Below are 14,047 nucleotides of genomic sequence, written 5' to 3' on the forward strand. Positions count from 1 at the left end.
CCTGTTATGAAGAAGTTCGGGAAAAGCGGGCAAACAGCCAGCGGATGACGAGCGGCAGCAGGCCCAGCAGGGTAAAGGCGAAAACCACGCCCGGCGAGAGGATATCACGCAGCGAGGCGATCTGCCCTAACTGGTGGCCAGCGTTGAGATACACCACCGCCCCGGGCAGCATCCCGAGCTGGCTGACCCACCAGTAGCGGCCCACCCTGATGCTGGTTAAACCGGCCAGCAGATTGATCACAAAGAAAGGAAACAGCGGCATCAGGCGCAGGGCAAACAGATAAAATGCCCCGTCGCGGGCGACCCCGTCATTCACGGTGCGCATCGGTCCGGCAAAGCGGCGCTGGACCCAGTCGCGCAGCAGATAGCGGCTGACCAGCATCGCCAGCGTCGCACCGAGTGTAGCGGCGAACGACACCAGCACAATCCCCGGCCACAGACCAAACAGGGCCCCGCCGAGCAGGGTCAGCAGCGCAGCGCCCGGCAGCGACAGGGTGGTCACCAGCACGTAGAGAGTGAAAAAGAGAGCGGCGCTTTGCAGTGGCGCCTGCTGGCAGTAATGCAGCAGTGCCAGATGCCGGGCCTGAAGATTTTCCAGCGCCAAAACGCCGGGGGGCAGTTGGGTATAAATAACGACAAATGCGCCCACAAGGGCGCACAGAAGCAGGAGTTTGCGGCTATTCGCAGCCACTTATTTTACGTCGAAGGTCGCCCATACTGGGGCGTGGTCGGACGGTTTTTCCATGCTGCGGATCTCGTAGTCGATCCCGGTTTCGATGCAGCGCTCTGCCAGCACTGGGCTTGCCAGCAGCAGGTCGATGCGCAGGCCGCGGTTATCATCGAAGCCTTTGGAGCGGTAATCAAACCACGAGAAGCGATCCTGGCTTTCCGGGTTAGCGCTGCGGAAGGTATCCACCAGACCCCAGTCCATCAGACGGGCCATCCACTCGCGCTCTTCCGGCAGGAAGGAGCACTTCCCGGTGCGCAGCCAGCGTTTGCGGCTCTCCTCGCCGATGCCGATATCCAGATCGGTATGGCTGATGTTCATATCGCCCATGATCAGCACCGGGTTCTCTTTGTTCAGCTCGGTTTCGAGGTAGGACTGCAGATCCTGATAGAACTTCTCTTTGGCCGGGAATTTCAGCGGATGGTCGCGGCTCTCGCCCTGTGGGAAGTAACCGTTGATCACCGTGATGTTGCCCAGCGAAGAGGGAATTTCCGCCATGATGATACGACGCTGGGACTCTTCATTATCGCCCGGGAAGCCGCGACGCACCGAGACTGGCGTCTCTTTGGTCAGCAGGGCCACACCGTAATGGCCTTTCTGGCCGTGATAAAAGACGTTGTAACCCAGCTTTGCCACCTCTTCGAGAGGGAACATATCGTCGTGGACTTTTGTCTCCTGCAGGCCAATGACGTCAGGCTGATGTTGGTCGACGATAGCTTGCAGTTGATGAGGACGGGCGCGCAGGCCGTTGATATTAAAAGAGACAAATTTCATAGTCGCTGCCAGTGCAAGGTGAATAGTGCAGGGATGGTAGCAGAATTTCGCCAGGCTGACTGCCGCCGCTGCGTATGTTCCACCAATTACTGCGACAGATCGCGCCGACAGTGCAATATTTGCACCGATCCGGCGCATGGCGCCCTTCAATGGCGCGTAAAGGGACCACAAATTTCGCCAGCGATCACAATTCCAGAATTATATTTCGCTTCTGCATAAAACTTCTGTTTTTCATCCGGCAAAGCCGCGCTTGTTGTAAAAATATTCACTTTATATGCAATAACAGTGAATAACGCCATGTCGTAACCTGTTGATATTACGTTACCCCATCCCGTTTATGCATTTTTATCGCTGGCTGGCACGATAGCTGCAATCTACATTTACAGCGCAAACACTAAAATATTTAACATTTAATCAACCTTTTATTTACCGGATGAGGTCGCTATGTCTCTGTCAATTACGCGTGAAAACTTTGATCAATGGATGATGCCGGTTTACGCCCCGGCGGCTTTTATTCCGGTACGGGGAGAGGGCTCACGCCTGTGGGATCAACAGGGTAAAGAGTATATCGACTTTGCCGGGGGCATTGCGGTTAATGCCCTGGGCCATGCCCATCCGGCGCTGCGTCAGGCGCTCAACGACCAGGCGGCAAAATTCTGGCATACCGGGAACGGCTTTACCAACGAGCCGGTGCTGCGGCTGGCTAAAAAACTGATCGACGCCACCTTTGCCGAAAAAGTGTTCTTCTGTAACTCCGGGGCCGAAGCTAACGAAGCAGCGCTGAAGCTGGCGCGTAAATATGCCCACGACAACTTTGGTAGTCAGAAGAGCGGCATCGTCGCTTTCAAAAATGCCTTCCATGGTCGCACCCTGTTTACCGTCAGCGCGGGCGGTCAGCCATCTTATTCCCAGGACTTTGCCCCGCTGCCGCCGGATATCCGCCACGCGGTCTATAACGACCTGCAGTCCGCCAGCGAGCTAATCGACGACAGCACCTGCGCGGTGATCGTCGAGCCGATGCAGGGCGAGGGCGGCGTACTGCCTGCGGACAAAGCTTTCCTGCAGGGGCTGCGCGAGCTGTGCGATCGCCACAACGCGGTGCTGATTTTTGATGAAGTCCAGACCGGCGTTGGCCGCACCGGCGAGCTGTACGCCTATATGCACTACGGCGTCACCCCGGACGTGCTCTCCACCGCCAAGGCGCTCGGCGGCGGTTTCCCGGTGGGGGCGATGCTCACCACCGACAAATTTGCCCGGGTGATGACCGTCGGCACTCATGGCACCACTTACGGCGGCAACCCACTGGCCTCGGCGGTAGCGGGTCAGGTGCTGGACATCATCAATACTCCGGAGGTGCTCAACGGCGTGAAGCAGCGTCACGACTGGTTTGTCGAGCGCCTGAATGCCATTAACGGTAAAACCGGCCTGTTCAAAGAAATCCGCGGTCTGGGGCTGCTGATTGGCTGCGTGCTCACGGATGAATTCGCCGGAAAAGCTAAACTTATTTCACAGGAAGCGGCAAAAGCGGGCGTGATGGTGTTGATCGCCGGGGCTAACGTGGTGCGCTTTGCACCTGCGCTGATCGTCAGCGAGGAGGAAGTGCAGACCGGGTTAGATCGCTTTGCGCTGGCCTGTGAACGAGTGAAGTCCGGGGTGTCATCATGATGGTCATCCGTCCCATTGAGCGCGGGGATCTATCCGCCCTCATGCAGCTTGCCGGTAAAACAGGGGGCGGGCTGACCTCGCTTCCGGTTGATGAAAATACCCTCTCGGCGCGCATCGAACGCTCGCTGGAGACCTGGCAAGGGACGCTGCCGAAAGGCGAACAGGGTTACGTGTTTGTGCTGGAAGAGTCCACCACCGGCACCGTGGCCGGGATCTGCGCCATCGAGGTGGCGGTGGGCCTGAACGATCCCTGGTATAACTACCGCGTCGGCACCCTGGTGCACGCCTCAAAAGAGCTTAACGTCTACAACGCGCTGCCGACGCTGTTTCTCAGTAACGATCACACCGGCAGCAGCGAACTCTGTAGCCTGTTTCTCGATCCCGACTGGCGCAAAGAGGGCAACGGCTATCTGCTCTCCAAATCGCGCTTTCTGTTTATGGCCGCCTTCCGCGATCGCTTTAACGAAAAAGTGGTGGCCGAGATGCGCGGCGTGATTGACGAAACCGGCTTCTCGCCGTTCTGGAAAAGCCTCGGCGAACGCTTCTTCTCGATGGAGTTCAGCAAGGCCGACTACCTGTGCGGCACCGGACAGAAAGCCTTTATCGCCGAGCTGATGCCGAAGCATCCTATCTATACCCATTTCCTCAGCCCCGAGGCGCAGGCGGTGATTGGCGAAGTCCATCCGCACACCGCCCCGGCGCGTGCGGTGCTGGAGAAAGAGGGCTTTCGCTACCGGAACTATGTCGACATCTTTGACGGCGGCCCGACGCTGGAGTGCGATATCGACCGGGTGCGGGCGATCCGCAAAAGCCGTCTGGTGGAGGTGGCCGAAGGCCAGCCTGCGCCGGGCGAATGGCCTGCCTGTCTGGTGGCCAATGAACAGTATGACCAGTTCCGCGCCACGCTGGTCCGCGTGGATCCCGATTGTGAACGTCTGGTGCTGACCCCAGCCCAACTGGATGCCCTGAAATGCCGCGCCGGCGATCGTATTCGCATGGTGCGCCTGTGCGCTGAGGAGAAAACAGCATGAACTTATGGATTAACGGCGACTGGGTAACCGGCGAAGGTGAACCCCGCACCAAACACAATCCGGTGGGTCAGGAGGTGTTATGGCAGGGGGCAGACGCCAGCGCTGAGCAGGTTGAGCAGGCCTGCCGGGCGGCACGTGGGGCCTTCCCTGGCTGGGCGAAACTGCCGTTCAGCGCCCGTCAGGCCATCGTTGAGAAATTTGCCGCCCTGCTGGAAGCCAATAAGCAGGAACTGACCCGCGTGATTGCCAGCGAAACCGGCAAACCGCGCTGGGAAGCGGCGACCGAAATTACCGCGATGATCAATAAAATCGCCATTTCGGTGAAGGCTTACCATACCCGCACCGGCGAGCAGCATACTGAGATGGCCGACGGGGCTGCCAGTCTGCGCCACCGTCCGCACGGCGTGCTGGCGGTGTTTGGCCCCTATAACTTCCCCGGCCATCTGCCGAACGGCCATATCGTGCCGGCGCTGCTGGCGGGTAATACCGTGATCTTCAAGCCGAGCGAGCTGACGCCGTGGAGCGGCGAGGCGGTGGTCAAACTGTGGGAACAGGCCGAGCTGCCGCCGGGCGTGCTCAACCTGGTTCAGGGCGGGCGCGAAACCGGTCAGGCGCTGAGTGCGCTGAGCGATATCGACGGCCTGCTGTTCACCGGCAGCGCCGGGACCGGCTATCAACTGCACCGCCAGCTGGCCGGGCAGCCGGAGAAAATTCTGGCCCTCGAGATGGGCGGCAACAACGCCCTCATCGTTGACGATCCGGCGGATATCGACGCCGCGGTCCACCTGACCATTCAGTCGGCCTTTATCACCGCCGGACAGCGCTGCACCTGCGCCCGACGTCTGCTGGTGAAAAACGGTGCCGAAGGTGACGCTTTCCTCGCCCGTCTGGTGGAGGTGAGCGGCCATCTGCTGCCGGGCGCGTGGGATGACAACGACCAGCCGTTTATCGGCGGGCTGATCTCTGAGCAGGCGGCGAAAAACGTCTATCACGTCTGGCGGGAACACGTCGCCCGCGGCGGCAAGTCGCTGCTCGATCCGCGTCTGGTCCGGGCGGGGACCTCGTTATTAACCCCGGGGATTGTCGAGATGACCGGCGTGCGCGATGTGCCGGATGAAGAGGTCTTTGGCCCGCTGCTCTGCGTCTGGCGGTATGACGATTTCGACCAGGCCATCGCCATGGCCAACGCCACGCGCTACGGCCTGTCGTGCGGGCTGATCTCCCCGGAACGCGACAAGTTTGACCAGCTGTTGCTGGAAGCGCGCGCCGGGATCGTCAACTGGAACAAACCGCTTACCGGCGCGGCCAGTACCGCACCGTTCGGTGGAGTGGGTGCCTCCGGGAACCATCGCGCCAGCGCCTGGTATGCGGCGGATTACTGCGCCTGGCCCATGGCGAGCCTCGAAACCCCGGCCATCGTCCTGCCGGAGCAATTAAGCCCGGGCCTCGATTTTATTCAGGGGAAACGTCATGAAAGCGCGTGAAGTCAATTTTGACGGGCTGGTGGGGTTAACCCACCACTATGCCGGGCTGTCGTTTGGCAACGAGGCCTCGACCAAACACCGTTTTCAGATCTCCAACCCACGGCTGGCGGCGAAGCAGGGGCTGCTGAAGATGAAGGCGCTGGCGGATGCGGGCTTTCCCCAGGCGGTGATCCCGCCTCAGGAGCGGCCTAACGTCGGCGTGCTGCGCCAGCTTGGTTTTACCGGCACCGATGAACAGGTGGTGGAGAGGGCGGGCACCCGGATGCCGCAGCTGCTCTCTGCTGCCAGTTCGGCCTCCTCGATGTGGGTCGCCAATGCCGCGACGGTGGCCCCGTCGGCGGACACCCTCGACGGAAAAGTGCATTTCACCGTTGCCAACCTGAACAACAAGTTCCACCGCGCCAGTGAAGCTGGCACCACCGAGAAGGTGCTGCGCGCCATTTTCCGCGACGAGGCCCGCTTTAGCGTCCATGCGGCGCTGCCACAGGTGGCGATGTTCGGTGACGAAGGGGCGGCCAACCATAACCGCCTCGGCGGCGACTACGGCGAGCCGGGCCTGCAGCTGTTTGTCTATGGCCGTGAAGAGGGAGGTAATGACGCACCAGCCCGTTATCCCGCGCGTCAAACTCTGGCGGCGAGCCAGGCGGTTGCCCGCCTGAACCAGGTCAATCCAGGGCAGATCCTCTTCGCCCAGCAAAACCCGCTGGTGATTGACCAGGGGGTGTTCCATAACGACGTCATCGCCGTGTCGAATCGTCAGGTGCTGTTCTGCCACGAGCAGGCATTCGTCGACCAGCCCGCGCTGCTCCAGACCCTGCGCGATCGCGTCCCCGGCATTATGCCCATCGAGGTACCGACCGAGGCGGTCTCGGTTAAGGATGCTGTTGCCACCTACCTGTTTAACAGCCAGCTACTGAGCCGGGATGACGGCAGCATGATGCTGGTCCTCCCCCAGGAGTCGCAGGCGCATCCGGGCGTCTGGCGCTATCTGAGCGGTCTGGTGGCGGAGGATAACCCCATCAGCGAACTGCGGGTGTTCGACCTGCGGGAGAGCATGGCTAACGGCGGCGGTCCGGCCTGTCTGCGTCTGCGCGTGGTGCTGACGCCCGAGGAGCAGCGGGCGGTCAATCCGGCGGTGATGATGAACGACACCCTGTTCAACACCCTCAATGACTGGGTGGATCGCTACTACCGTGACCGTCTGGTCCAGGCCGACCTGGTAGATCCGCAGCTGTTGCGGGAAGGGCGCGAGGCGCTGGATGCTCTGAGCCAGATCCTGCAGCTCGGCTCTGTCTACCCGTTCCAGCAATAAAGGAGGCGTGATGGAAAACTTTCTGGCGCTGACGCTGGCCGATGAAACGCCTCCCCATTGTGAAGGCAGAGGGGCGTCCTTTGACTGGCGCTGGCTGGCGCACGGGGTGCTGGAGCTGACCCCGGAAGTGGCGAGCACGCGCGCTCTGGTGCTGTCGGCCGGGATCCACGGCAACGAAACCGCCCCGGTAGAGATCGTTGACCTGCTGGTGCGGGCGCTGTTTCGCGGCGAACTGACGCTGCGCTGTCGTCTGCTGATTATCTTCGGTAATCCTCCGGCGCTGAGGGCCGGCAAGCGCTACCTGACCTGTGATATCAATCGCTTGTTCAGCGGACGTGGAGCGCAGTTTCCGGCCTGCGACGAGACCGCCCGGGCAACGTTGCTTGAGGAACGGGTAGCGGCATTTTACCAGCAGGCGGGGGCCGATCGCTGGCATCTGGATCTGCATACCGCCATCCGCGCCTCGTATCATGAACGTTTTGGCGTGCTGCCCCAGCGCAGTCAGCCGTGGGATGCGGCCTTTATTCAATGGCTGGGAGATGCCGGGCTGGAGGCGCTGGTGTTTCATCAGGCACCGGGCGGGACCTTCACCCATTTCAGCTGCGAACGTTTTGGCGCCCTGGCCTGTACGCTGGAGCTGGGCAAGGCGCTGCCGTTCGGCCATAACGATCTGGCCCGCTTCGCCGCTACCCATCAGGCGTTGTATGCCTTGCTGAACGGCGAGGCGCCAGAGCCGCACGTGGCACAGGTCGAGCAGTATCGGGTGGTGCAGCAGATCACCCGCCGCAGCGAGGCCTTCGTGCTGCACATGGCGGCGCACACCCTGAACTTTACGCCGTTCCGCCAGGGCGTACTGTTGGCGGAGGATGGCGATAAACGCTACCAGGTACAAAAGCCGACCGAGTATGTTCTGTTCCCCAATCCCGCCGTGGCCTTTGGGTTGCGCGCCGGGCTGATGCTGGAAAAAATCACCTGAAAACCCTGTGACCCCATCAGCGTAACGCGGTGGGGTCGCTTATTTTCTCAGTCGTTTCTGGTATCTGGCGTTTTATTACAGATTATTCCTGGCTGTTTGCTTTATTATTAATCTTCTTGCCGGTATACTCCTTCACAATCTCTTTAAAATCAGCCAGATGAATATTATTGTTTCAACTCTCCACGCTTTATCCTTATTTTCTCCATAGTTGACGATAATTTGTTTTTTACACTTTCATTGTTTTACTGTTGCTCTGATTAATTGACGATAATCCCCGTAAAGTGAATATCGTCAACACGGCATAGCGCCGAAGAATAACTGAAAAGGAAGGACAAAATTATGCGTAAATTAACTGCACTGTTTGTTGCCTCTACCCTGGCTCTGGGCGCTACCGGCGCGGCGTTCGCTGCGGATACCGCTACCACCACCGCAGCGCCGGCCGAAAGCAAAATGATGCACCACAAAGGCAAGCCGGGTATGCATCATGATATGATGTTTAAAGATCTGAACCTGACGGATGCACAGAAAACGCAGATCCGCGACATCATGAAAAGTCAGCGTGACCAGATGAAACGTCCGCCGGTGGAAGAGCGCCGCGCAATGCACGACATCATCGCCAGCGACAGCTTCGATAAAGCGAAAGCTCAGGCGCAGGTCGACAAAATGGCCGAGCAGAACAAGGCCCGCATGCTGGCGCACATGGAAACCCAGAACAAGATTTACAACATTCTGACCCCGGAACAGAAAAAGCAGTTTGATGCCAATTTTGAGAAGCGTCTGACAGAACGTTCCGCGCCGGAAGGTAAAATGACCCCACCAGCCGAATAATCGGTTAAGCCATTCAAGACCGCCGGAGTCCTGTTCACCCAAGCGAATACGCTGTGGACAGGTCCGGCGGTTTTTTCTTTTCCCGCCTCTTGCCAGCCGCCGCCATCCCGGTATTCTCCTGTTATTGATTTGCACAATGTGTTTGAAATGTCTGGCGTTACGGATTTTTTTGTCGTCAGGCTAAGGCCATTGTGCACATCTGCCGATACTACACAGTGATGATCTAACGATAACAAACAAAACGCGACCGCCCTGTGCGGGACGCTCTGGCGCGTATTGCGCCATCTGGAGTGGTGATGGAATTCTTTGATATCCGCAAAATGCCGATCAGCCTCTGGCGCAACGGGGCCGGGGAGACGCGCGAAATATGTTGTTTCCCCCCTGCAACCCGGGAATTTAACTGGCGTGCCAGTATCGCCTCTCTGGCCAGCAACGGCGACTTTTCGGTCTCCCCCGGCATCGATCGGGTGATCACCCTGCTGGAAGGGGGAGAGGTGCATCTGGATGGCGGGAAGGCGTTTACCCATACGCTGCAGCGTCATCAGCCCTTCAGCTTTGCCGGCGATCTGCCGGTTAAGGCGCAGCTGATGGAGGGGCAAATGTCGATGGATTTTAACATTATGACCCGCCGGGACCGCTGTCGGGCGAAGGTGCGGGTGGCGGATCGCACCTTCACTACCTTTGCGTCACGCGGCGGGGTGGTGTTTGTACTGAGCGGCGCGTGGCAGCTGGGCGAGAAGCTGCTCACCGCCGATCAGGGGGCATGGTGGCATGAGGGCGACCATACGTTGCGGCTGCTGAAGGAAGAGGGAACGTTGCTGTTCAGCGAGATTTTTTGGCTTCCGGGACACTGAGGGGAATGATCTCATAGTTGCCGGTCAGCAGCGGCTTACAGAGAATTTTATACCCATCCTGATCAAAACCGGCGGGCGTGCGTAGCAGGTCCGCCGCCTCGTCCAGGCTGTCGACCGCGCCCAGCCAGAGCCAGTTGTGAATGATATGGTAGTGGGTCATGTCCGGGCGCGACTCTTTCAGCGCCACGGCACTGTCCCACGGCCAGCAGGTAACCCCAATCGCCTGTAACCCCTCGACTAATCGCTGCTGATGATCCTCTACACTCTCTTTCCCGCAGCATGCCCCCGCGCAACGCTTCAGGGCGGAACGGAAACAGCCCCGCCCGAGAGTTAACGACTCTAGCCCCAGCAGGCCATAACAGAGCTGCCGCTCATCGGCCAGCGTCTGCAGGGTTTGCAGCGCTGCCCGGCGGTTGGCGAAAAGGCCAAACAGATTCGGGGTGTGCGAAAAATCGACCTCGCGGGCATAGACGATCTGCGGTTTGCCCTCGGTGATCTGCAGGGAGCAGAGCTGGCGATTGCGGCGTAAGCGTTTATTGAACAGCGGCTGCTGCTCTTTGATTAAACGCGCCTCAAGCAGCAGAGCGCCCAGCTCACCTGCGGTCTGGATCCAGGTGATACGCCGTGACTGGCGCAGCATGGCGGCCTCGTCCGGGGTGCGCAGATGCGACAGGACCCGGCTGCGAATGTTGATGCTTTTGCCGATATAAAGGGGCATGGCGTCGCTGTCGCCATGAAAGAAATAGACGCCAGGCTGCTTAGGCAGTGCCTCAAGCCACGGACGCAGATGTTCGGGATATTCATAGATAGCGGCTGCTTCGAATTCAAGCCGCGGTGCCGATTGACGCCTGCTCACAACGTACTCCTGATACTGTTCAGGCATACAGTGTAGCAGCTGCGGTGTGGTTAAAAAAGAGGCGGCAGATGCCGCCCCGTCAGAATTATTGTTTCCAGAAGTCGTCGAATACCGTGATCGGCGGGCGACGTTTGTGTTCGGTCTTCAGATACCAGCCTTCAATAATACGGGCGGTGCCTTCGTCCAGCGTCTTGCCTTCCAGATAATCGTCAATGTTTTCATAGGTCACGCCCAGCGCGGCTTCATCCGGCAGGGAAGGGCGATCGTCTTCCAGATCCGCGGTCGGGGCTTTCTTATACAGATGCTCCGGGCAGCCCAGCGCGGCCAGCAGCTGTTTGCCCTGGCGCTTGTTAAGACGGAACAGCGGGTTAATGTCAGTGCCGCCATCGCCATATTTGGTGAAGAACCCGGTCAGTGCCTCTGCCGCATGGTCAGTGCCCACCACCACGCCGCTGGTCATTCCGGCGATGCTGTACTGGGCTTTCATCCGCTCGCGGGCCTTTTCGTTGCCGCGCACGAAGTCACTCAGCTCAATGCCCGCCTCGCGCAACGCTTTTTCGCTGGCCAGCACCGCTTCTTTAATGTTCACGGTCAGGACGCGATCCGCCTGAATAAACTCGAGGGCATCCTGGCAATCCTGTTCGTCGAACTGCACGCCAAAGGGCAGGCGCACCGCGATAAACTGCAGGGCGTCGTTACCCGTTTCGGCACGCAATTCGCTGATGGCCATCTGGGCGAGCTTCCCGGCGAGGGTGGAGTCCTGACCGCCGCTGATGCCCAGCACCAGCGTCTTCAGAAACGGGAAGCGGGTTAAATAGGATTTCAAAAAATCGACGCTGCGGCGGATCTCTTCTTCCGCATTGATGGTGGGTTTAGCACCCAGCGCCTGGATAATGTCTTGTTGCAGAGCCATTAAGCCCCTCCGTTACACAAATTGGCCTGATGAATGTTCTGTTAAAGCTAACCCGTCATGCGGTAAACGACAAGGATCACACATTTGAATTGGGCGAACCTGAGCCATTTAGCCGCTTATTTGTACATTACAGGAATTTTCCGAAAAAAATTTGCCGTCACGCTTAAGGTTGAAAAATGTGATTTTCTGTTCCAGGCTTACTTAACACGCTGATAAACAAGAGGACGGAATATGAACAAGAATTTAGCAGGAATGTTAGGCGCAGCGGCTGTAATGACTTTACTGGCAGGGTGTACTGCGTATGACCGTACGACGGACCAGTTTAAAGAGCCTGTCGTAAAAGACGTTAAAAAAGGCATGAGCCGTGCACAGGTACAGCAGCTTGCCGGTAAGCCGTCATCTGAGGTGACGATGATCCACGCTCGTGGTACTTGCCAGACCTATATCCTGGGTCAACGCGATGGTAAAACAGAAACTTACTTTGTGGCCCTCGACGATACTGGCCACGTGATTAACTCCGGCTACCAGACCTGTGCGGAATACGATACTGATCCGCAGGCACCTAAGGCCTGATAACACCTTTTCCTGAGCAAAGAGACAAACCGGCCAGCAGGCCGGTTTTTTTACGTCACCACCCATCTTAATTCTCACCGCGAATTATTTGCCTGAAATGTGAAGAGTGTCATAACGACAGGTCAAGGAGAGACAATTGCACTCCCTTTCGAATTATCCCTGGGAAATCAGTTGCCGTATACTCCCTCTATCAGATACGCCAGCGAGGGATTCCGGTCGGTCAAAGCGGGGATATCGCGGCGCAAGCGATGAGCACATAAGAGGGAAATTGCTATGGAAAAGAAATATATCTATCTGTTTTGCTCAGCGGGCATGTCAACGTCACTGCTGGTGTCTAAGATGCGCGCGCAGGCAGAAAAGTACGACGTACCCGTTGTAATTGAAGCCTTCCCGGAAACCCTGGCAGGCGAGAAAGGGACCAACGCGGATGTGGTGCTGTTAGGGCCGCAAATAGCCTATATGTTGCCGGAAATTCAACGTCTGTTACCGAATAAACCGGTGGAAGTGATCGACTCTGCGCTGTACGGCAAAGTGGATGGTTTGGGTGTTCTTAAAGCTGCTGTAGCGGCGATTAAAAAAGCTGCTAATTAATTTATTTTTTTATTTTTCCCGTCAAAGAGCAATTTCACACACACTTACGCCGCAATATTATTGCGGCATTTAAGGGCATTTTCTATGAGTAGATTTATTGCTGCGCTTGAAAAGGTACTCCTTCCTTTTGCAGTTAAAATAGGAAAGCAACCGCATGTCAACGCCATTAAAAACGGCTTTATTAAGGTAATGCCGTTAACCCTGGCCGGGGCCATGTTCGTTTTAATTAATAACGTTTTTCTTAGCTTCGGTGATGGTTCCTTCTTCTATTCATTAGGTGTGCGTTTAGATCCCTCAACTATTGAAACGTTAAATGGTTTCAAGGCCATCGGCGGCAATGTGTACAACGGTACGCTGGGTATTATGTCGCTGATGGCACCTTTCTTTATTGGGATGGCGCTGGCAGAAGAGCGTAAAGTCGACTCGCTGGCCGCCGGTTTATTATCTGTCGCGGCCTTTATGACCGTGACCCCTTACAGCGTCGGTGAAGCCTACGCGGTTGGAGCCAACTGGCTGGGCGGGGCAAACATCATCTCCGGTATCGTGATCGGCCTGGTCGTGGCGGAGATGTTTACCTTTATTATTCGTCGCAACTGGGTGATTCGTTTACCTGACAGCGTGCCAGAATCAGTGTCCCGCTCCTTCTCAGCGCTGATCCCAGGCTTCATTATCCTCTCCATCATGGGGACCCTCGCCTGGGTGCTCTCTCACTGGGGCACCAACTTCCACCAGATCATCATGGACACCATCTCTACACCGCTGGCCTCCATGGGTGGCGTCGTGGGCTGGGCTTACGTGATTTTCACCTCTCTGCTGTGGTTCTTCGGTGTGCACGGCTCGCTGGCGCTGGCGGCGCTGGACAGCGGAATCATGACCCCGTGGGCGCTGGAAAACGTCGCACTTTATCAGCAGTACGGCTCCGTTGACGCGGCGCTGGCGGCCGGTAAAACCTTCCACGTGTGGGCCAAACCGATGCTCGACTCCTATATCTTCCTGGGCGGTACCGGGGCGACGCTGGGTCTGATTATCGCGGTGTTTATCACCTCCCGTCGGGCGGATCACCGTCAGGTGGCCAAGCTGGCGCTGCCATCAGGCATCTTCCAGATTAACGAGCCTATCCTCTTCGGTCTGCCGATTATCATGAACCCGGTGATGTTCATTCCGTTCATCCTGGTGCAGCCGCTGCTGGCCGCCATTACCCTGACCGCTTATTACCTGGGCATTATCCCGCCGGTGACCAACATTGCGCCGTGGACCATGCCCGCCGGCCTGGGTGCCTTCTTCAACACCAACGGCAGCGTAGCGGCCTTCCTGCTGGCGATATTCAACCTTGGGGTGGCAACCCTGCTCTACATGCCGTTCGTTGCCATCGCCAACAAGGCCCAGACCACTATCGATGAAGAAGAGAGCGAAGAAGAGATCGCCCTCGCCCTGAAATTCTGATGTCGTATGACGCGGGGCAA

General features: G+C 57.9%; 15 protein-coding genes. 10 read left to right on the top strand and 5 right to left on the bottom strand.

Features of this window, described 5'->3' with window-relative positions; genetic code table 11:
• Window positions 1–4 precede the first annotated feature (4 nt).
• The 3 genes from M8318_RS21150 to M8318_RS21160 form a co-directional block, all read right to left on the bottom strand.
• A complete protein-coding gene (locus M8318_RS21150) occupies window positions 5–691 on the bottom strand; it encodes a TVP38/TMEM64 family protein (RefSeq protein ID WP_262664379.1) in 687 nt (228 codons plus the stop codon).
• On the bottom strand, window positions 692–1,501 hold the full coding sequence (gene xthA, locus M8318_RS21155) for an exodeoxyribonuclease III (RefSeq protein ID WP_262664380.1): 810 nt from the start codon (window positions 1,499–1,501) through the stop codon (window positions 692–694).
• Window positions 1,502–1,647: 146 nt separating this feature from the next.
• Window positions 1,648–1,800, bottom strand: coding sequence for a hypothetical protein (locus M8318_RS21160; RefSeq protein ID WP_262664381.1), 153 nt, complete (start codon window positions 1,798–1,800; stop codon window positions 1,648–1,650).
• Between the two features lie 145 nt (window positions 1,801–1,945).
• Between M8318_RS21160 and astC the strand changes: the two genes are divergently transcribed.
• The 7 genes from astC to ves all read left to right on the top strand — a co-directional run bounded on the left by astC (window position 1,946) and on the right by ves (window position 9,651).
• Window positions 1,946–3,166 (top strand): succinylornithine/acetylornithine transaminase, encoded by a 1,221-nt coding sequence (astC, locus tag M8318_RS21165; RefSeq protein WP_262664382.1) that lies wholly within the window; start codon window positions 1,946–1,948, stop codon window positions 3,164–3,166.
• Window positions 3,163–4,197: an arginine N-succinyltransferase gene (gene astA / locus M8318_RS21170; protein ID WP_262664383.1), complete on the top strand. Its 1,035-nt coding sequence runs from the start codon at window positions 3,163–3,165 to the stop codon at window positions 4,195–4,197. The genes astC and astA overlap by 4 nt, the downstream gene beginning before the upstream one ends.
• The gene (astD, locus tag M8318_RS21175; RefSeq protein ID WP_262664384.1) at window positions 4,194–5,681 is read left to right on the top strand and encodes a succinylglutamate-semialdehyde dehydrogenase; all 1,488 of its coding nucleotides are present in this window, start codon (window positions 4,194–4,196) and stop codon (window positions 5,679–5,681) included. Before astA ends, astD begins: the two co-directional genes overlap by 4 nt.
• A complete protein-coding gene (astB, locus tag M8318_RS21180) occupies window positions 5,668–6,993 on the top strand; it encodes an N-succinylarginine dihydrolase (RefSeq protein WP_262664385.1) in 1,326 nt (441 codons plus the stop codon). Before astD ends, astB begins: the two co-directional genes overlap by 14 nt.
• A gap of 10 nt (window positions 6,994–7,003) precedes the next feature.
• Window positions 7,004–7,969, top strand: a complete 966-nt coding sequence (astE, locus tag M8318_RS21185; RefSeq protein ID WP_262664387.1) for a succinylglutamate desuccinylase — start codon at window positions 7,004–7,006, stop codon at window positions 7,967–7,969.
• 339 nt (window positions 7,970–8,308) lie between these two features.
• The gene (gene spy, locus M8318_RS21190) at window positions 8,309–8,797 is read left to right on the top strand and encodes an ATP-independent periplasmic protein-refolding chaperone Spy (protein ID WP_106993611.1); all 489 of its coding nucleotides are present in this window, start codon (window positions 8,309–8,311) and stop codon (window positions 8,795–8,797) included.
• A gap of 296 nt (window positions 8,798–9,093) precedes the next feature.
• Window positions 9,094–9,651 carry an environmental stress-induced protein Ves gene (ves, locus tag M8318_RS21195; protein ID WP_106993612.1) on the top strand — a complete coding sequence of 186 codons (558 nt, stop codon included), beginning with the start codon at window positions 9,094–9,096 and terminating at the stop codon, window positions 9,649–9,651.
• Here ves and cho read toward each other — a convergent pair.
• Window positions 9,620–10,507, bottom strand: coding sequence for an excinuclease Cho (cho, locus tag M8318_RS21200; RefSeq protein ID WP_181247254.1), 888 nt, complete (start codon window positions 10,505–10,507; stop codon window positions 9,620–9,622). The genes ves and cho overlap by 32 nt on opposite strands.
• Before the next feature lie 85 nt (window positions 10,508–10,592).
• On the bottom strand, window positions 10,593–11,420 hold the full coding sequence (nadE, locus tag M8318_RS21205) for an ammonia-dependent NAD(+) synthetase (RefSeq protein WP_262664388.1): 828 nt from the start codon (window positions 11,418–11,420) through the stop codon (window positions 10,593–10,595).
• Between the two features lie 231 nt (window positions 11,421–11,651).
• On the opposite strand from nadE, the gene osmE reads away from it, so the two are divergent.
• The 3 genes from osmE to chbC all read left to right on the top strand — a co-directional run bounded on the left by osmE (window position 11,652) and on the right by chbC (window position 14,027).
• Entirely contained in the window at window positions 11,652–11,993 is a 342-nt protein-coding gene (gene osmE, locus M8318_RS21210; RefSeq protein ID WP_106993615.1) for an osmotically-inducible lipoprotein OsmE, read from the top strand.
• Window positions 11,994–12,266: 273 nt separating this feature from the next.
• Complete coding sequence (gene chbB, locus M8318_RS21215; protein ID WP_262664390.1) at window positions 12,267–12,584, top strand: PTS N,N'-diacetylchitobiose transporter subunit IIB; 318 nt, start codon at window positions 12,267–12,269, stop codon at window positions 12,582–12,584.
• Window positions 12,585–12,668: 84 nt separating this feature from the next.
• Window positions 12,669–14,027: a PTS N,N'-diacetylchitobiose transporter subunit IIC gene (gene chbC, locus M8318_RS21220; protein ID WP_262664391.1), complete on the top strand. Its 1,359-nt coding sequence runs from the start codon at window positions 12,669–12,671 to the stop codon at window positions 14,025–14,027.
• Window positions 14,028–14,047 lie beyond the last annotated feature (20 nt).

Origin of the sequence: Leclercia tamurae, assembly GCF_025566055.1 — a bacterium.
In the GTDB taxonomy this organism is placed as follows: Bacteria; Pseudomonadota; Gammaproteobacteria; order Enterobacterales; family Enterobacteriaceae; genus Enterobacter; species Enterobacter tamurae.